The following is a 17,691-nucleotide window of genomic DNA, read 5'->3' on the forward strand; positions in this document are numbered from 1 at the left end:
CCCCGTGATGTGGCCGCGTCGAGTGGTTACGGTGAGTCACATCGGTCCAACCGCCAGATTGACGACGAATCGACAAGGAGGACAGGGCCGTAAATGGTGACCCGGTTATCCACGACGGACGCGTCTTTCTATCGGCTGGAGAACACCGCCACCCCCATGTATGTCGGGTCGCTGATGATCCTGCGCCGGCCGCGGGCCGGACTGAGCTACGAGACGCTGTTGGCCACCGTCGAGCAGCGGTTGCCGCAGATACCGCGTTACCGGCAGCGGATACGCGAGGTGAAGATCGGCATGGCCCGCCCCGTGTGGATGGACGATCCCGAATTCGACATCACTTATCACGTCAGGCGCTCCGCGTTGCCGTCGCCGGGCAGCGACGAGCAACTGCACGAACTCATCGCGCGGCTGGCCGCCCGGCCGCTGGACAAGTCGCGGCCGCTGTGGGAGATGTATCTTGTCGAGGGGCTGGAAAAGAATCGCATTGCCCTCTACACCAAGTCGCACCAGGCTCTGATCAACGGGGTGACATCACTGGCCATCGGCCACGTCATCGCCGATCGGACGCGGCGTCCACCGCCTTTCCCCGAAGACATCTGGATACCGGAACGCGACCCCGGCCACACCCGCTTGGTGATGGGCGCCATCGGTGACTGGATTATCGGGCCGGGAGCGCAGCTGCAGGCCGTCGGATCCGCGGTCGCCGGCGCGGTCACCAATTACGGCCAACTCGTCGACGCCGGCCGCCGCGTGCTGGATGTCGCGCGCACTGTGGCGCGCGGCACCGCACCCAATAGTCCGCTCAATGCCACCGTTTCGCGCAATCGACGGTTCACTGTGGCGCGCGCCCGGCTTGAGGACTATCGGGCGGTACGTGCCCGCTATAACTGTGACATCCACGATGTGGTGCTGGCCGTGATCGCCGGCGCGCTGGGCGACTGGCTGATGTCACGCGGTGAGACGGTGGCACCGACGGCGACGGTGCGCGCGATGGCTCCGCTGGCGGCGTACGTCGATGACCAACTCGATTCGACGGGTCCCGGCCAGGCCATGAGCCAGGTGACGCCCTTCTTGATCGATCTGCCGGTGGGGGAGGGCAACCCCGTGGTGCGGCTGTCCCAGATCGCGCACGCCACCGAATCGAACCCGACGGCCGCGAGTCTGGTCGACGCCCGAACCATCGTCACGCTGTCCGGATTCGCGCCGCCCACCCTGCACGCGATGGGTGTCCGGGTCGCGACCAGTTATTCGGCGAGGTTGTTCAACCTGCTGATCACCAATGCCCCCGGGGCACAATCGCAGATGTACGTCGCGGGCACCAAGTTGCTGGAGGCTTACGCGGTGCCGCCGCTGTTGCACAACCAGGCGCTGGCCATCAGCGTGACGTCCTACAACGGCATGCTGTATTTCGGGATCAATGCCGACCGCGACGCGATGAGCGACGTCGACCTGTTGCCGGGTCTGCTCGGCCAATCGCTCGAGGAGCTGCTGGAAGCGTCTCGGTAATTATCAGAGTCGAAATGGCTAGTGGAGATACCATCCGTTGTTGTGAGCACTGCGATAACCAACGGCGCGCCGGCCAAGACGGCCAAGACGGCGAGGAAGATGAAGTCAAATCCGCCGGCCAAGCGCAAGGTCCCGGCCAACGTCTACCATGCCGAATTATTCAGGCTGCAAACGGAATTCGTGAAACTGCAGGAGTGGGTGCGGCATTCCGGGGCGCGCCTGGTGGTTGTCTTCGAGGGCCGCGACGGAGCCGGCAAAGGTGGGACCATCAAAAGGATCACCGAATACCTCAACCCGCGCGTGGCCCGCATCGCGGCGTTGCCCTCCCCGACCGACAGGGAACGCGGACAGTGGTATTACCAGCGCTATATCGCACACTTGCCCGCCAAGGGCGAAATCGTGCTCTTCGACCGGTCGTGGTACAACCGTGCCGGCGTCGAAAAAGTCATGGGATTCTGTACGCCGCAAGAGCATGCGCTGTTCTTACGGCAGACGCCGATCTTCGAGCACATGTTGATCGACGACGGGATCTTGCTGCGCAAGTACTGGTTTTCGGTTTCCGATGAGGAGCAGTTGCGGCGCTTCAAAGCCCGGCGCAGCGACCCCGTCCGGCAATGGAAGCTCAGCCCGATGGACCTGGAATCGCTGTACCGATGGGAGGATTACTCCCGCGCCAAGGACCAGATGATGGTGCACACCGACATCCCGACCAGCCCGTGGTATGTGGTGGAATCCGAGATCAAAAAGCATGCCCGGCTGAACATGATGGCCCACCTGTTGTCCACCATCGACTACCGCGACGTGGAGAAGCCGAAGGTCAAGTTGCCCAAACATCCGTTGGTGAGCGGCAACTACCAGCGCCCGCCGCGTGAACTGTCCAATTATGTCGAAGACTATGCGGCGACGTTGATCGATGGTTAGCGCGGCGATCATGCGGGCTCGGCGACTCAGCCCGTGATGCAGGTCTACGTCCCGGCCACCCTGGCCATGCTGCGGCAACTTGTCGCCGACGGTTCGCTGTGGCCGGTCAACGGCACGGCCTTCGCGGTGACGCCGAAATTGCGGGAGTCATATGCCGAGGGCGACGACGACGAACTTGCGGAAGTGGCGCTGCAGGAGGCCGCGCTGGCGTCCCTGCGGCTGCTGGCCGACGACGGAGGCGAGGGTTTGCCGCCGCGACGCGTGGTGATTGCCGCCGAAGTGGACGCTGAAGCGGACGAAGTCGCGTTGCGGCCCGATCTCGACGACGCCGTCGTCAGACTGACCGCACCCGTTGAGATGGATCGGGTGGTCGCCGCGTATGTCGACAACGCCGCCGCCGAACCGGCCGTCACCGCGGCGATAGCCGTGATCGACGCCGCCGATCTCGGCGACGAGGACGCCGACCTGGTTGTCGGTGATGCCCAGGACCATGATTTGGCGTGGTATGCCAACCAGGAGTTGCCGTTCCTGCTCGACTTGCTTTGACAGCGCATTGCCAGGTGTCAACCGGCCTCGGTCTCAGACTGGTCGTGCTGTTGGGTAGTAGCATCACCTGCACCGTCCCACGCTCCGATGCCAGAGGAGTGGTCATGAGTACCGCCGCTGACCGTGCCCGTCAGCTCGACCTGGTTGCCCGGCTGAAGTCGGCCTATCCCGAGCTTCCGGACGCCCCAACTCCCGACCTGCTCGACCACGATCGCTTCTGGGCGTACATGAAGACCAACCACGACGTCGGTGGTGAGCCGGACGCGCCCATGAACTACGAGAACAAGCAGTACGAGTACTGGGAGCACATGACCTATGTGCTCTGCGAAGTCCTTGCGTGGCGCGGCATTTGGCTGTCGGAGGAGCGCCGGCGGATCGGCAACGTCGACGTGGGACGCGCGGTCTATCTCGGCTTCCCCTACTACGGTCGCTGGCTCTGGGCGGTCGCACGTGTGCTGGTGGAAAAGCATCACATCAGCCTGGGCGAGCTCAGTGAACGAATGGCAGCGGTCAAGGCCCGCTACGCCAGCGGCCTCGACGGGAAAAAGCTTGAGGCGCAACCGAGTTCAGAAGGTAACGGCACCGGCGTGATCCGCAATGCGCACCACACCCACGCGGTCGGCAAGGGCGATCCGCAGGTGTATGCCGGTAAGGCCGGGCAGCCCAGGTTCCGCGTCGGCGACCCGGTGGTGGTGCGCGAACTGCCCGCGTTGCTGTACACCCGCACCCCGGAATACGTACGTGGCGCCACGGGCGAAATCGCGTCGGTCGCGTACGAAAGCCCGGCCCCCGAGGACGAGGCGTGGGATCGGCCCGATTCGCAGCCGGAGTGGTTCTACATCGTCCGGTTCAACCTGTCTGAGCTATGGCACGGATACACCGGCACCGCCACCGACACCCTGCAAACGGAGCTTCCCGAGCGGTGGCTGGCGGCGGCCTGAGGGTAGGAGTTTCGACATGACCGACCAGGATCACGACCAGGATCACGACCACGAGCGGGCACTTGCCCCCACGGTGGACGAGATCACCGACTTCGAGGTACTCGAGATTGCGCTGCGCGAATTGTGCATCGAGAAGGGCATTTTCACCGCCGAGGAGCATCGGCACTTTACCGAGTTCGCCGAGCAGATCAACCCGACGCCGGCCGCGCGCCTGGTGGCGCGCGCGTGGCTCGATCCCGAGTTCAAGCAACTCGCGCTCACCGATGCGCTGGCCGCCAGCAAGGAGGTCGGCGTCGACTGGATGGAACCCACCGGCTTCGGTACGCCCAGCGACTTCACCGCGTTCCAGATTCTCGAGGACACACCGACGCTGCACCATGTGATCGTCTGCGCATTGTGCTCGTGTTATCCGCGGCCGATTCTCGGGAACTCGCCGGAGTGGTACCGCACCCCGAACTATCGCCGGCGGCTGGTCCGCTGGCCACGTCAGGTGCTTGCGGAATTCGGGCTCTATCTGCCCGACGACGTCGCTATCCGGGTGGAGGACTCCAACCAGAAGCATCGCTTCATGGTCATGCCCATACGCCCGCAGGGAACCGAGGGCTGGGACGAGGATCAGCTGGCCGAGATCGTCACCCGCGACTGTCTGATCGGTGTGGCACTGCCCAAGCCGGGTGTCACCAGCAACGTCATCACCGCCACCCGGGCCGCGATACATCCAGTCGAGTGACGGGCAGAAGATACAGAAAATGAGGCCACCGGATCCGATCGAGCAGCGCACCGTCGCGCCGTTGCAGCAGATCGTGGAACGCAACCAGGTCTGGTCGCGGATGGCCGAAAAGTACGGCGTGACCAATCCCGTGCCGCCGTGGAAGACCAGCCTGGACGGCCTGTGCGACGCCCTCGACCGCGCCGCCTGCAGCGCGGACATCCCTGATTTCAAGCAGCGACGAGATGAGGAAGACATCCTCTCGGCGAGCCGCTATGCCAGCCTGCCCTACCCGGAGAACCAGCTGGTGGCGCTGGCTCATTCGCTGGTCGCTCGCGGGATCATCGATGAAGCGGAGCTGGCACAACGGCTCTGCGACATCCGAAAGCGCCTGGAAGCCTGACCGGTTCCCGGTCACCGGGAAACACCGGCCACAGCCGCTGACAACGTCTGCAACCCCGCTAGACGGTCCTGTGACGCAACTTGCACATTCGGACCTAGCTACGCAACCGTAACTTACGGTACCGTAGCCAACATGACGTGGGCCTGAGATTGCCCGCTACCCCGGCGGAAGCCAACGGCCGCGCCGCAATCAGGAGCTTCGTATGAGTAAGAAACACGCGGTGATCAACGCCAAAGTCGCCGACACCAGACGGCCGACCGTCGCCGGGGCGGACCGGCATCCGGGCTGGCACGCACTGCGCAAGATTGCGGAGCGCATCACGACACCGCTGTTGCCCGACGACTATTTGCAGCTGGCCAATCCGCTGTGGTCGGCGCGCGAGTTGCGGGGCCGTATCCTCGAGGTCCGCCGCGAGACCGAAGACTCGGCCACCTTGGTCATCAAGCCGGGCTGGGGCTTCAGTTTCGACTATCAACCGGGCCAGTACATCGGGATCGGCCTCTTGGTCGACGGGCGCTGGCGCTGGCGTTCGTATTCGCTGACGTCGAGCCCCGTCGGGACGTCCGGATCCGCGCGCACCGTCACCATCACCGTGAAGGCGATGCCCGAAGGCTTCCTCTCCACCCACCTGGTGGCCGGTGTCGAACCAGGGACCGTGGTGCGACTGGCCGCTCCACAGGGAAACTTCGTATTGCCCGACCCGGCGCCGCCCTCGATGCTGTTTATCACCGCCGGGTCCGGGATCACCCCGGTGATGTCGATGCTGCGAACATTGGTGCGCCGCAACCAGATCACCGATATCGCGCATCTACATTCGGCGCCCACCGAAGCTGACGTGATGTTCGGTGCCGAGCTGGCCGCCCTGAGCGACGATCATCGCGGCTATCGGCTGACGCTGCGCAAGACCCGCACCGAGGGCCGACTGGATCTCGCCCGGCTCGATGAGCAGGTGCCGGACTGGCGTGACCGGCAAACCTGGGCGTGCGGGCCTGCCGCCATGCTCAACCAGGCCGAAAAGGTTTGGTCCGCGGCCGGTATCAGCGACCGGCTGCACCTGGAGCGGTTCGCGGTGTCCAAGGCGGCATCCGCCGGCGCGGGCGGCACGGTCACGTTCGCCCGCAGCGGCAAGTCCGCGGCGGTTGATGCCGCGACATCGGTGATGGATGCGGGTGAGGGTGCCGGCGTGCAGATGCCTTTCGGCTGCCGCATGGGCATCTGCCAATCGTGTGTGGTCGACCTGGTCGAGGGCCACGTCCGTGACCTGCGGACCGGTCAGGAGCACGAGCCCGGCACTCGAATCCAGACCTGTGTGTCGGCCGCCTCGGGCGATTGTGTGGTCGACATCTAAAGCTACCCGTTGGTAACTTACGGGTACGTAGCCTACGATGGCGTAGGTACGTAATCGATTCAAAGAAACGTACGACGTAGGGAGAAGACAATGGCGATAACCGACGTCGACGAATTCGCGCATCTTACGGACGCCGACATCGAAAACCTGGCCGTAGAACTGGATGCCATCCGCCAGGACATCGAAGACTCTCGTGGCGAGCGCGATGCCCGCTACATCCGCCGCACCATTGCCGCCCAACGCGCGCTGGAAGTGAGCGGCCGGCTGATACTGGCTGCCGGCTCGCGGCGCACCGCGTGGTGGGCAGGTGCGGCGACTCTGGGCGTGGCCAAGATCATCGAGAACATGGAGATCGGCCACAACGTGATGCACGGCCAGTGGGACTGGATGAACGACCCGGAGATTCACTCCTCGACCTGGGAGTGGGACATGAGCGGGTCGTCCAAGCACTGGCGTTACACCCACAACTTCGTGCACCACAAGTACACCAACATCCTTGGCATGGACGACGACGTCGGCTACGGCGTGCTGCGCGTCACCCGGGATCAGCGCTGGAAGCGCTTCAACATCTTCAACCTGGTGTGGAACGCCATTCTGGCGATTGGCTTCGAGTGGGGAGTTGCGTTGCAGCACTTGGAGATCGGCAAGATCTTCAAGGGCCGGGCAGACCGTGACGCCGCCAAGATCCGGCTGCGCGAGTTCTCCGGCAAGGCCGGCCGCCAGCTGGTCAAGGACTATCTCGCGTTCCCGGCGCTGACCTCGTTGTCGCCCGGCGCGACCTACAGGTCCACCTTGACCGCCAACGCGGTGGCCAACGTGATCCGCAACCTGTGGTCCAACGCCGTGATCTTCTGCGGGCACTTTCCCGACGGCGCCGAGAAGTTCACCAAGACTGACATGATCGGCGAGACGAAGGGCCAGTGGTATCTGCGGCAGATGCTGGGCAGTGCCAACTTCGACGCCGGGCCCGCATTGCAGTTCATGAGCGGCAACCTGTGCCACCAGATCGAGCATCACTTATATCCCGACCTGCCGAGCAACCGCCTAGCCGAGGTCTCGGTACGGGTGCGCGAGGTGTGCGACAAGTACGACTTGCCTTACACCACAGGTCCGTTCCTGGTGCAGTACGCCAAGACGTGGCGCACGCTGGCCAAGCTGTCGCTGCCGAACAAGTATCTGCGCGACAATGCCGACGACGCGCCGGAGACGCGCAGCGAGCGGATGTTCGCCGAGCTGGAACCGGGTTTCGCGGGCATTGATCCGGCGACCGGGCGCCGGCGTGGTCTCAAGTCCGCGATTGCGGCGGTGCGTGGTTGGCGGCGCGGCCGGCGTACCGAGGTCGGCCCGGCCACAGACGACCTGGCGGCCTAAGCTCGGTCGCCAGCGTGCAATCACTGCGAGATTTTGGCGTTTTTCTCGCAGCGAGAACACGCTCGGCGCCTGCTACCACCGACCGCGACGGCTGGTCGGCCGTGGGGGAGTGCCCGATCGAGAAGACCATGGCGGTGGTGGGCGCCAAATCCGCGATGCTGATCATGCGCGAGGCCTATTACGGCACCACCCGGTTTGACGACTTCGTCCGCCGTGTCGGCATCACCAAGGCCGCGACCTCGGCCCGGCTTGCCGAACTGGTCACCCTCGGACTACTCGCCCGGCGGCCTTATCGCGAGCTCGGACAGCGCAGCCGCGACGAATATGTGCTCACCGAAGCCGGTTTCGATTTCCTGCCGGTGGTCTTTGCGATGTTCCAGTGGGGCAAGCGGCATCTGGCGGGCGGCGACCGGCTGCAACTGACTCATCTGGGCTGCGGCGCCGCCGCGCAGATCGAAATGCGGTGCGGCAAAGGGCATCTGGTATCGCCCAGCGAGCTGGGTATTCGGCTGGTCACGTCTGGCTGAGTACCGCGAGCAGTCGGCGGGCGGCGGCGACCCGCCGCGCGGCGGGCCCGGACAAGCTGTCCAATGCGCATTCGGGATCGGCCGGCGGCCCCATATGCCCACAGCCGCGCGGGCAGTTGTGAATCGCCTCGGCCAGATCGGCGAACGCCAATATTACGTCGTCAGGCTTGATGTGGGCCAACCCGAACGAGCGGATTCCCGGGGTGTCGATCACCCAGCCGGTGGCCGCAAGGGGCTCTCCTAGAGGAAAAGCCACCGACTGTGTCGAGGTGTGCCGGCCTCTGCCGATGTCGGTGACCTCTCCGACCGCTCGATCAGCTTCCGGCACAAGGCGATTGACCAGGGTCGACTTGCCGACTCCGGAATGCCCCAGCAGCACGGTGATCTTGCCGTCGAGCAAGCCGGCCACTGCGAGCAGCGGATCGTCGCGGCCCGCGACGACCATCGTGAGGTCCAGGTCGGCGAACTGCTCGGCGAACGGTTCGGGTGGGGCCAGGTCGGTCTTGGTCAGGCACAGGATGGGCGTCAGCCCGCCTGCGTACGCGGCGATCAGTGCCCGGTCGACCAGGCCGGTGCGCGGCGGGGGATCGGCCAGCGCGACCACGATCAGCAGTTGGTCGGCGTTGGCGACCACCACTCGTTCGGTGGGGTCGGTGTCATCGGCGGTGCGGCGCAACACCGTTCGTCGCGGACCCCGGCGGACGATGCGGGCCAGCGTGTCCGGCCGGCCGGACAGGTCGCCCACCACGTCGACGTCGTCTCCGACGACAATGGGCGTGCGGCCGAGCTCGCGTGCCCGCATGGCGGTGATGCGGCGCTCGGGGTCGCCGCCCAGCACGCAACCCCACCGGCCGCGATCGACGCCGACCACCATGGCGGCCTCGGCGTCGGCGTGTTCGGGACGGGTTTTGGTCCGCGGCCGCGAACCTCGGCCGGAGCGGACTTTGACGTGGGATTCGTCGTAGTCGCCGGGCCTCAAGCGCCGGGCTCCGCGACCATCTCGGTCCACAGCCGCGGAAACTCCGGCAGCGTCTTGGTGGTGGCGCCGATGTCGTCCACCTCGACTCCGGCCACCCGCAGCCCGACGATGGCGCCGGCCATCGCCATCCGATGATCCGCATAGGCGCGCCAGAGAGCGGGCCGCAACGGCCTCGCGGTGATCACCAGGCCGTCGGCGGTTTCCCGGCAGTCACCGCCCAGGCGGTTGATCTCGGTGCTCAGCGCGGCCAGCCGGTCGGTCTCGTGGCCGCGCAGGTGGGCGATGCCGGTCAGCCGCGACACCGAGCCCGGCGTGGCCAGCGCCGCCAACGCGGCTACCGATGGGGTGAGCTCACCGACATCGCGCAGGTCGACGTCGAACCCGCGATACGCGCTCGGCCCTCGCGCTTCCAGGAATGAATCGCTATGGGTGACAACGGCATTCAGCTGTCTCAGGATGCTCAGGATGTTATCGGCGGGCTGGACGCTCTCGGCCGGCCAGCCGGTGATACGCACCGTGCCGCCGCTGACCACGGCCGCCGCCAGGAATGCCACCGCATTGGTGAGATCCGGTTCGACGTCCCACCGGCGTGCCTTGACCGCCCCAGGTTCGACCCGCCAACGATTCGCAACCGAATCGTCGACGTCGACGCCGGCCTGGCGCAGCATCGCCACCGTCATCGCGATGTGCGGTGCCGACGGCAGCGCCGCACCGGTGTGCTGCACGGTCAGTCCGTCGGTGAACGATGCCGCGGACAGCAGCAGGCCCGACACGAACTGCGATGACGCCGATGCGTCGATGGCCACCGTGCCGCCGGCGACCGATCCGGTGCCCCGGACGCGGAAAGGCAGACCCGCACCGTCGACCTGGACGCCCAGACCGCGCAGTGCATCCAGCAGTGGTGCGATGGGCCGGGCCCGGGCCTGCTCGTCGCCGTCGAACGTGACCACGGCTGCGCTCAGCGCCGCCAACGGCGGAACGAAACGCAAGACCGTGCCGGCCAGGCCGCAATCCACCCGGGCGTCGGGGACGTGCCCAAGTCGGCCGCTGACCGTCAGTTCGGAGCCCGTTCCGTCGACGCGCAGGCCCAGAGTTCGCAGCGCGGCGATCATCAGATCGGTATCCCTGCTGCGGAGCGCGCCGCTGATCGTCGAGGGTCCGTGGCCTTGCGCGGCCGCCAGCGCAGCCAGCACCAGCGTCCGGTTGGTCTGCGATTTCGAGCCCGGAACGGTCACCGTCGCGTGCACCGGTGCCGGCGCGGACGGGGCCCGCCACGCCTTCAGGGGCTCGGTGCTGCTCACGGCTACATCCTGCCGTGTCGGCGGTTGTCGTGGGTACCAGGCACCATGGGACTCATGTGCGGACGATTCGCGGTCACCACCGATCCCGCGCGGCTGGCCGAGAAAATCAAGGCGATCGACGAAGCCACCGGAGCCGGGTCCAGCGCCGAGGCGCCCAACTACAACGTGGCGCCGACCAACACCATCATGACGGTCGTGTCGCGCCACAGCGAGCCGGACGACCAGTCATCGCGCCGGGTGCGGCTCATGCGCTGGGGCTTGATCCCGCCGTGGGCCAAGGCCGCGCCGGACGGCGCGCCCGACACCAAGGGTCCGTCGCTGATCAACGCCCGCGCCGACAAGGTCGCCACGTCCCCCGCGTTCCGGAATTCGGCGCAGCGCAAACGCTGCCTGGTGCCGATGGACGGATGGTACGAATGGCGCGCCAATCCCGATGCTGCCTCGGGGCGCAGGACCGCCAAGACACCGTTCTTTCTGCACCGCCGCGACGGCGAACTGGTGTTCATGGCCGGATTGTGGTCGGTTTGGAAGCCGGACAAGGCTGCTGCGCCGCTGCTGAGCTGCACCATCATCACCACCGACGCTGTGGGGAAGATGGCCGAGATCCATGACCGGATGCCGCTGATGCTGGCCGAAGGCGACTGGGATGCCTGGCTGAATCCTGACGCGCCGCTGGATCCGGAGTTACTGGCCCGTCCGCCGGACGTGCGCGACATCGAGCTGCGTCGGGTGTCGACGTTGGTCAACAGCGTGCGCAACAACGGGCCCGAGCTGTTGGAGCCCGCCGAGCCGGAGCCCGAACAGATCACGCTGCTCTAATGTCGCTTGAGCGGCTAACGGCGGGACCGTGGAAAATTCGCGCCTCGACGGCGACGTCGAGGTGGGTCGCTATGGCAACGTGGACACGATGCTGCACGCGTTGCGCTACGACATTGCGGTCCAACGTGTCCAAGCGCCCACCGTGAATTCACCAGATGTGGCCATAGGAAGCACGGCCGGCGGCGTCGAGGGCTTCCGCCGCACCCACCGGGAAGCGAGCGAGGCCCACCGAGTCGCGATCGCCGGCAATCGCCGCGCAGCGACCGTGGTCGCCGCACGTGACCGGGACTGTCCGTCGCGGCGCGTCTTGGTGGCGACCTGGCCGGCACCCCCGACTGGGTAGCCCGGGTGCTCGGAGACCTGGCGAGGGACGACGAAAACGACGGGCGCCTGCGGGAGACGCTACGGGTGTTCCTGGGTTGCGGCGCCAGCTACAAGATGGCCGCCGCGGAGCTCAACATGCACTTCAACACGGTGAAATATCGTGTCGGCCGCGCCATTGCCCGGCGGCCGGAAGATCGGCAGCGACCGGCTCGACGTAGAACTCGCGTTGCTCGCCTGTCACTGGTATGGCGCCGCGGTGCTGCAACCGAAATAGCCCGGCCGGCAGGCTTACTCGGCGGCCGGGGCCGTGAAGGCGTGCACAGCGGTGATGATCGCCGGGACGAGGAGCGGGAACAGGATGAGAACAAGCATTCCGGCGATGGTCAGGTACTGCATGATCGGCTCACATTTCTTTCGGTAGTGGAGAGGTGAACGACGTTGTCTCAGTGCGCGATTCTGGTCAGCGCGCTGACTGGAAAACATACCGACTGCGCTTGGGCGCATGAATGTCGTCAACCGACGAAGTTACGACCCGGTTTTGTTTTCCGGCGACAAAGCCGTCGCGGCCGGTGTGCCGTTCAGGGCAGCCGCCGCTGGACCTCGAGGGCCAGACACAACTCAGCGAGATCCGTTGGGCGCGAGAGTAACCGGTCCGTCAGCTCCTCGATACGGCGCAGCCGGTGCCGCACGGTATTGGGATGGCAGAAGATCGTCGCGGCGGCCTGGGTGGCAGAGCCGCCCGCCTGCAGCCAAGCCTGGAACGTGTCGAGCAGGACCGAGCGCTCCTCGGCCGGCAGTGCATCCAGCCGGCCCAGCACCGACGCCCTGACCTTTGCCATGACGTCCGGGGCGCTGACCGCCGCGACCGCGAGCGGGGCGTCGTCGAAGACGGCAACGAGCGAGTCGCCCAATGGCTTTCCGGTGACCGCCAGCCGGGCGCAGCGCAATGCGTCGCTGGTTTCGGCGAGTTCGTGATACGGCTGACTGATCCCGACGCGCGCGGTGGCGGATTGCCGCAGCACCTCGACAAGGATGTCGAGGGTCTCGGCGGAATCCCGGCCGCGCAGATGGACAATGCCGACCTGCAATTCCGGCAACAGCCGCCACGCCGACCGGATGTCGCGGGCGGAGAGCTTGTTTTCGATGGTGGGCAATCCCAACTTCCCGATCGCCGGCAGCTCCGCTGCCACGACCACGTACGGCCCCGAAGTGGGCAACCGCAACAGGTCCGCCGCCTCCCAGAGACTATGACTGTCGGTGATCCGCCGCGACAGCAGCGCCTCGACCAGCGCCGAGCGCTCTTCCTCCAGCTCGAGGATCTGAGTGGTCAGCTGCTGGCGGTACGCGCTGGCCATCGCTTGCGTGAAGGTGTCCTGCGCAAGGAACACCCGCGCGGTGGCATCCAGGATCGACTCCGTGGGCATGCCCGCGGCGCGGCCGGAGGCAAGGGTTTGCTCCCAGATGAATCGGAAACCGATTCGGTAGGCGGTCATCACCGCCGGCAGCGGCACCCCGGCCAGAGCGCGGATAGTGCCGGTGCGCTCCGCGGGTGAGACGTCCGCATCGGCGTCGCCGGCGAGTGAGTCGAAGATGAACGTGACGTTCGCCTCGCAGCTTTGGCGTACTTCGTCCTTCGTGACCACGGTGCCGTCACGGTATGCGTCGATTTCCCGGCACAGCAGCTCCGCCATCGCTTCGCCCAGTTCCGGGGCGCGCGTCAGCAGGAGCTTCCCGAGCTCGATGACGTGCGGATCGGGTGTGGCGCCATGCCGGACGCCGGCTGAATGTGTCGCCGCGCTCATCCTTCGAACTTTATGCCCCAACCGGTTGCCGATGTGCGCGGTCACACCGAACCGCCCCGACTGTTGTATGCGCGGACATTGTGACCCGGAGCCTCGGGCTTGACCATTGAAACAACAACCCAAGCACCTTCGGAGGCACCTGATGGCCACCCTGAGCGCCAACCTCATCGCATCGAAAGACCGTTATCCCCAACGCATTGCGCTGCGGTGTGATGATCTGCAGTTCACCTTCGCCGAGTTCGACGCCGCCGCCGCCAGGGTGGCGACATTGCTGGAGCGGGCCGGTGTCGAGCCGGGTGATCGGGTGGGCGTGATGTTGCCGAACATCCCCGCATTCGCCATCGCCTTCTACGGGATCATGTACCGCGGCGCCGTCGCGGTCCCGATGAACCCGCTGCTGAAGGCCCGCGAGGTGTCCTACTACCTGTCCAACAGCGGAGCCACGGTGCTGTTCGCCACACCTGCCTTCGCCGACGAGGCCAGCACCGGCGCCGCCGAGGCAGGCGCTCAATGCTGGCTGGTCGACGACGCCCGGCTGGCAAGCCTGATTGACGATCTGCCGGCGCAAGCGTCCCCGGTGGAACGCGGCGACGACGACGTCGCGGTGATCCTGCACACATCCGGCACTACCGGAAAACCCAAGGGCGCCATGCTCACTCACGCAAACCTCGGCCGCAATGCCGAGGTGAGCATTCGCACGCTGATCGAGCCCGGGCCGGACGACGTGATGATGGGATGCCTGCCGCTGTTCCACGTCTTCGGCCTGACCTGCGGACTCAACGCTTGCGTTGTAGGGGGCATGACGTTGACCCTTATTCCGCGGTTCAGCCCACGCAAGGCGCTCGAGGTGATCAAGCGTGACGCCGTCACCGTATTCCAAGGCGTGCCGACGATGTACTCGGCATTGCTCGGCGTGGTCGATGCGGCCAAATCGGAGGCTACGCAGAGTCTGCGGGTCTGCGTCTCCGGTGGCGCCGCGTTGCCCGTCCAGGTCCTCACCGATTTCGAAACGGCCTTCGGCTGCACTGTTCTCGAGGGTTACGGACTTTCCGAGAGCTCTCCGGCCGCGGCGTTCAATCATCCGGACCGGCCGCGCAAGGCCGGGTCTATCGGCACGCCGATCGAAGGCGTCCAGATGCGGGTCGTTGACCCGAGCGGCGCCGAGGTCGCACTCGGCGAAACCGGCGAGATCCAGATCCGTGGCCACAACGTGATGAAGGGCTACTGGAACCTTCCGGAGGCGACCAAGGCCACGATAACGCCCGACGGGTGGCTGGCCACCGGAGACGTCGGACGCGTCGACGACGACGGCTATTTCTACATCGTCGACCGCACCAAAGACCTGATCATCCGCGGCGGCTACAACGTCTATCCCCGCGAAGTCGAGGAGGTGCTCTACGAGCATCCGGCGGTGGCCGAGGCCGCCGTCATCGGTATACCCCACGACTCCCTGGGTGAGGAGGTCGGCGCCGCAGTCGCGCTGAAGAAGGGGGCGGTGGTCAGTCCTGACGAGTTGCGTGACTACGTCAAGGACCGGATCGCCGCTTACAAGTACCCGCGCCGGGTCTGGCTCGTCGAGGCGCTGCCCAAGGGACCGACCGGCAAGGTCCTCAAACGCGAAATCACCGTTCCGACAAGTGAAAGCACACGATAACCATGGCCGAATCTCCGAAACCAACCACCGCGCCCGACGAGTTGGCCGCACCGCTGGACCTGTTGCTCACCAGCGCCACCCGGCCGTTTGCCAGCCGGATGATGCCCGACGCCACCTGGGCCCGGCTCGGTGCCAACCTCGCCCAGCGCCCCGGCGCCGTGGCCGGCCGCGCCGCCACGCTTACCCGTGAGCTTGGCAGTATCGCGGCGGGGAAGTCGCACCGTGCCCCGGCGCGGACCGACAAGCGCTTCAGTGACGCTGCCTGGCAACAGAATCCGCTGCTGCACCGGGTCATGCAGGCCTATCTGGCCGGTGCCGAGACGGCCGAAGGGTTGCTTGCCGACGCTGAGCTGGATTGGCGCGACCAAGAGAAGATGCAGTTTGTCGTCGACAACCTGGTGGAGGGCCTGGCGCCCAGCAACAACCCGCTGATCAGTCCGCTCGGTTGGAAGGCGCTGATCGACACCGGTGGCCTGAGTGCCCTGCGGGGTGTGAAAGCCTTTGTCCGGGACATGCTTTCGAAGCCACGCGTGCCGGCAATGGTCGAGCCCGACGCCTTCGTCGTGGGGGAGACCGTCGCCATCACCAAAGGGGCGGTGGTCCTGCAGACCTCGATGTTCGAACTGATCCAGTACGCCCCGCAAACGCCGAAGGTGAACACGATCCCGTTGCTCATGGTGCCGCCGGTGATCAACAAGTTCTACATCATGGACATCGCACCGGGACGCAGCATGATCGAGTACTTCGTGGCGCAGGGCCAACAGGTCTTCGCAATTTCGTGGCGTAATCCCCAGGCGCGCCATCGGGATTGGGGTTTCGACGCGTACGGTGGGGCGATCGTGGAGGCAATGGACGCGGTCCAGAATATCGCCGGCACCGACAGCGTGCACCTGCTGGCAAGCTGCTCGGGCGGCATCATCGCGGCGATGACGGCGGCCCACCTCGCCCATGTCGGTGAGGCCGATCGGGTGGCTGGGCTTACCTTGGCGGTCACCGTGCTCGACGAGACCCGCGCCGGTCTTGCCGTCGCGGCCATGAGCGATCGCGCCGCGCAGACCGCAATTCGGGTTTCGGCCAGAAAGGGCTACCTGGACGGGCGCGACATGGCCGAGATGTTCGCCTGGCTACGACCCACCGACCTGGTGTGGCGGTACTGGGTGAACAACTACGTGCAGGGCCGCAAGCCGGCGGCTTTCGACGTCTTGTTCTGGAACGCCGACACCACCCGGATGGCCGCGGCACTGCACCGTGACATGGTGCTCATGGGGCTGCGGAACGCGCTGGTGACCCCCGGCGAAGTCACCATGCTGGGCAGCCCGGTCGACCTGGCCAGCATCACCTCCGACGCGTATGTGATCGGCGGCGTCGCGGACCACATCTCCCCGTGGCAGGCGACCTACCGCAGCGCCCGGCTGCTGGGCAGCAAGGACAATCGTTACGTCTTGTCGACCAGCGGTCACATCGCCGCTCTGGTCAACCCGCCCGGCAACCCGAAAGCGTCGTTCCGAACGGGTCCGGTCGATGCAGAGGATCCCCAACAGTGGCTTGACGCTGCTCAGCAGTTCGCGGGCTCGTGGTGGCCCGACTACGTGAGCTGGCTCGCCGAGCGCAGCGGCCCGGAGGTTGACGCGCCGACAACGCTTGGCGGAAAGGGTCTGCCACCGCTAGGCCCGGCGCCGGGAACCTATGTGAAGGAGAAGTGAGCGATGCCTGGTACCCACCGCACGAGCGCACACGGCGAAGAGCGCCATGTCTTCGCCGGCGGACAGCGGATCCGAGTCAACGTACGCCAAGGAACCGGCGTGCCGCTGGTGCTGTGCAACGGAATCGGGGCGAGCCTGGAAGTGCTCGATCCGCTGGTGGAGGAGCTGGACTCCACGGTCGTCAGATTCGATGTTCCCGGGACCGGCGGATCACCCACATCCGTTCTGCCCTATGGGTTTCCCTACCTCGCTTGGGTGTTGGGCAGGCTCCTGCGCAAGCTCGATCTCGGGGTGGTGGATGTACTCGGACTGTCCTGGGGAGGCGCCTTGGCGCAGCAGTTCGCCTTCCAGAATCCGCGCCGATGCCGTCGCCTGGTATTGGTCGCCACGGGCACGGGGGTGGTCATGGTTCCCGGCCACCCCCGGGTTCTGGCGAAAATGCTTACCCCACGCCGCTTTTCGGACCCAAACTATGCGGCATCCATCGCCGCTGAGCTCTACGGCGGTACCGTCCGCGCCCACGGCGACGACGTGGCGCAACTCTTTGTGCGGCAACTGCGTGCCGGATCCAAGATCGGCTACCTTCACCAGCTGCTCGCCGGTTCGGTGTGGACCAGTCTGTTCGCGCTACCGGCGGTGCGCCAGAAGACGTTGATCGTGGCGGGCACCGATGATCCGATCATTCCGGTCGCCAATGCTCACATCATGAACGCCTTGCTGCCTCGTTCGCGGCTGCACCTGCATTCCGGGGGTCACATCGACCTCGTGCACAACGCGGTCGAACTCGCTCCCGTCATCGAAGAGTTCCTGGGCTGAGCCGGGTTCGCGAGCGTAACGCTA

The 17,691-nt window shown here is 66.0% G+C and carries 18 protein-coding genes; 15 read left to right on the plus strand and 3 right to left on the minus strand.

The features are described 5' to 3' along the window. Positions 1 to 93: 93 nt before the first annotated feature. From AWC07_RS05355 to AWC07_RS05395, 9 genes are all read left to right on the plus strand, one after another. Positions 94 to 1,503: a WS/DGAT/MGAT family O-acyltransferase gene (locus tag AWC07_RS05355; protein ID WP_036410740.1), complete on the plus strand. Its 1,410-nt coding sequence runs from the start codon at positions 94 to 96 to the stop codon at positions 1,501 to 1,503. A gap of 42 nt (positions 1,504 to 1,545) precedes the next feature. Beyond that, positions 1,546 to 2,424, plus strand: a complete 879-nt coding sequence (gene ppk2, locus AWC07_RS05360; RefSeq protein WP_036410742.1) for a polyphosphate kinase 2 — start codon at positions 1,546 to 1,548, stop codon at positions 2,422 to 2,424. A 33-nt stretch (positions 2,425 to 2,457) separates the two neighbouring features. Further along, the gene (locus tag AWC07_RS05365) at positions 2,458 to 2,970 is read left to right on the plus strand and encodes a DUF6912 family protein (RefSeq protein WP_036410743.1); all 513 of its coding nucleotides are present in this window, start codon (positions 2,458 to 2,460) and stop codon (positions 2,968 to 2,970) included. Between the two features lie 104 nt (positions 2,971 to 3,074). Next, positions 3,075 to 3,911 carry a nitrile hydratase subunit beta gene (locus tag AWC07_RS05370; RefSeq protein ID WP_036410745.1) on the plus strand — a complete coding sequence of 279 codons (837 nt, stop codon included), beginning with the start codon at positions 3,075 to 3,077 and terminating at the stop codon, positions 3,909 to 3,911. A gap of 16 nt (positions 3,912 to 3,927) precedes the next feature. Next, positions 3,928 to 4,641: a thiocyanate hydrolase subunit gamma gene (gene scnC / locus AWC07_RS05375; RefSeq protein ID WP_036410747.1), complete on the plus strand. Its 714-nt coding sequence runs from the start codon at positions 3,928 to 3,930 to the stop codon at positions 4,639 to 4,641. A 19-nt stretch (positions 4,642 to 4,660) separates the two neighbouring features. Next, complete coding sequence (locus tag AWC07_RS05380) at positions 4,661 to 5,023, plus strand: hypothetical protein (protein ID WP_051507846.1); 363 nt, start codon at positions 4,661 to 4,663, stop codon at positions 5,021 to 5,023. A gap of 202 nt (positions 5,024 to 5,225) precedes the next feature. Next, the gene (locus tag AWC07_RS05385) at positions 5,226 to 6,371 is read left to right on the plus strand and encodes a ferredoxin reductase (RefSeq protein WP_036410749.1); all 1,146 of its coding nucleotides are present in this window, start codon (positions 5,226 to 5,228) and stop codon (positions 6,369 to 6,371) included. Positions 6,372 to 6,461: 90 nt separating this feature from the next. Beyond that, positions 6,462 to 7,742 carry a fatty acid desaturase family protein gene (locus AWC07_RS05390; protein WP_036410750.1) on the plus strand — a complete coding sequence of 427 codons (1,281 nt, stop codon included), beginning with the start codon at positions 6,462 to 6,464 and terminating at the stop codon, positions 7,740 to 7,742. Between the two features lie 23 nt (positions 7,743 to 7,765). After that, entirely contained in the window at positions 7,766 to 8,269 is a 504-nt protein-coding gene (locus AWC07_RS05395; protein WP_051507848.1) for a winged helix-turn-helix transcriptional regulator, read from the plus strand. On the opposite strand, the gene rsgA is transcribed toward AWC07_RS05395, so the two are convergent. Together rsgA and aroA are read right to left on the minus strand one after the other, a co-directional pair. Continuing rightward, positions 8,256 to 9,248 carry a ribosome small subunit-dependent GTPase A gene (gene rsgA, locus AWC07_RS05400; protein WP_036410765.1) on the minus strand — a complete coding sequence of 331 codons (993 nt, stop codon included), beginning with the start codon at positions 9,246 to 9,248 and terminating at the stop codon, positions 8,256 to 8,258. The two genes, AWC07_RS05395 and rsgA, sit on opposite strands and share 14 nt — an antisense overlap. After that, on the minus strand, positions 9,245 to 10,531 hold the full coding sequence (gene aroA, locus AWC07_RS05405; RefSeq protein ID WP_139829557.1) for a 3-phosphoshikimate 1-carboxyvinyltransferase: 1,287 nt from the start codon (positions 10,529 to 10,531) through the stop codon (positions 9,245 to 9,247). Before aroA ends, rsgA begins: the two co-directional genes overlap by 4 nt. A gap of 72 nt (positions 10,532 to 10,603) precedes the next feature. On the opposite strand from aroA, the gene AWC07_RS05410 reads away from it, so the two are divergent. From AWC07_RS05410 to AWC07_RS28440, 3 genes are read left to right on the plus strand one after another with little or no spacing between them, the layout of a single operon-like run. Further along, a complete protein-coding gene (locus AWC07_RS05410) occupies positions 10,604 to 11,368 on the plus strand; it encodes an SOS response-associated peptidase (RefSeq protein WP_085104983.1) in 765 nt (254 codons plus the stop codon). 28 nt (positions 11,369 to 11,396) lie between these two features. After that, positions 11,397 to 11,711, plus strand: coding sequence for a hypothetical protein (locus tag AWC07_RS28435; protein WP_051508120.1), 315 nt, complete (start codon positions 11,397 to 11,399; stop codon positions 11,709 to 11,711). A 5-nt stretch (positions 11,712 to 11,716) separates the two neighbouring features. Further along, positions 11,717 to 12,124 (plus strand): helix-turn-helix domain-containing protein, encoded by a 408-nt coding sequence (locus tag AWC07_RS28440; RefSeq protein ID WP_244187496.1) that lies wholly within the window; start codon positions 11,717 to 11,719, stop codon positions 12,122 to 12,124. Between the two features lie 146 nt (positions 12,125 to 12,270). Here AWC07_RS28440 and AWC07_RS05420 read toward each other — a convergent pair whose 3' ends face one another. Continuing rightward, positions 12,271 to 13,494, minus strand: coding sequence for a PucR family transcriptional regulator (locus tag AWC07_RS05420; protein WP_051508115.1), 1,224 nt, complete (start codon positions 13,492 to 13,494; stop codon positions 12,271 to 12,273). A 142-nt stretch (positions 13,495 to 13,636) separates the two neighbouring features. Here AWC07_RS05420 and AWC07_RS05425 point away from each other — a divergent pair, with 142 nt between their 5' ends. From AWC07_RS05425 to AWC07_RS05435, 3 genes are read left to right on the plus strand one after another with little or no spacing between them, the layout of a single operon-like run. Next, positions 13,637 to 15,148 (plus strand): long-chain-fatty-acid--CoA ligase, encoded by a 1,512-nt coding sequence (locus AWC07_RS05425; protein ID WP_036416170.1) that lies wholly within the window; start codon positions 13,637 to 13,639, stop codon positions 15,146 to 15,148. 2 nt (positions 15,149 to 15,150) lie between these two features. After that, a complete protein-coding gene (locus tag AWC07_RS05430) occupies positions 15,151 to 16,851 on the plus strand; it encodes a PHA/PHB synthase family protein (protein WP_036416172.1) in 1,701 nt (566 codons plus the stop codon). Between the two features lie 3 nt (positions 16,852 to 16,854). Next, the gene (locus tag AWC07_RS05435; RefSeq protein ID WP_036416174.1) at positions 16,855 to 17,667 is read left to right on the plus strand and encodes an alpha/beta fold hydrolase; all 813 of its coding nucleotides are present in this window, start codon (positions 16,855 to 16,857) and stop codon (positions 17,665 to 17,667) included. Positions 17,668 to 17,691 lie beyond the last annotated feature (24 nt).

It is taken from the genome of Mycobacterium gastri, assembly GCF_002102175.1.
Lineage (GTDB): Bacteria > Actinomycetota > Actinomycetes > Mycobacteriales > Mycobacteriaceae > Mycobacterium > Mycobacterium gastri.

Bases quoted from the DNA above. Each gene is read 5' to 3' on its own strand.
- AWC07_RS05355 (WP_036410740.1), top strand. From the start codon at position 94: ATGGTGACCCGGTTATCCACGACGGACGCGTCTTTCTATCGGCTGGAG.
- AWC07_RS05370 (WP_036410745.1), top strand. From the start codon at position 3,075: ATGAGTACCGCCGCTGACCGTGCCCGTCAGCTCGACCTGGTTGCCCGG.
- scnC (WP_036410747.1), top strand. From the start codon at position 3,928: ATGACCGACCAGGATCACGACCAGGATCACGACCACGAGCGGGCACTT.
- AWC07_RS05380 (WP_051507846.1), top strand. From the start codon at position 4,661: ATGAGGCCACCGGATCCGATCGAGCAGCGCACCGTCGCGCCGTTGCAG.
- AWC07_RS05385 (WP_036410749.1), top strand. From the start codon at position 5,226: ATGAGTAAGAAACACGCGGTGATCAACGCCAAAGTCGCCGACACCAGA.
- AWC07_RS05390 (WP_036410750.1), top strand. From the start codon at position 6,462: ATGGCGATAACCGACGTCGACGAATTCGCGCATCTTACGGACGCCGAC.
- AWC07_RS05410 (WP_085104983.1), top strand. From the start codon at position 10,604: ATGTGCGGACGATTCGCGGTCACCACCGATCCCGCGCGGCTGGCCGAG.
- AWC07_RS05420 (WP_051508115.1), bottom strand. From the start codon at position 13,494: ATGAGCGCGGCGACACATTCAGCCGGCGTCCGGCATGGCGCCACACCC.
- AWC07_RS05425 (WP_036416170.1), top strand. From the start codon at position 13,637: ATGGCCACCCTGAGCGCCAACCTCATCGCATCGAAAGACCGTTATCCC.
- AWC07_RS05430 (WP_036416172.1), top strand. From the start codon at position 15,151: ATGGCCGAATCTCCGAAACCAACCACCGCGCCCGACGAGTTGGCCGCA.
- AWC07_RS05435 (WP_036416174.1), top strand. From the start codon at position 16,855: ATGCCTGGTACCCACCGCACGAGCGCACACGGCGAAGAGCGCCATGTC.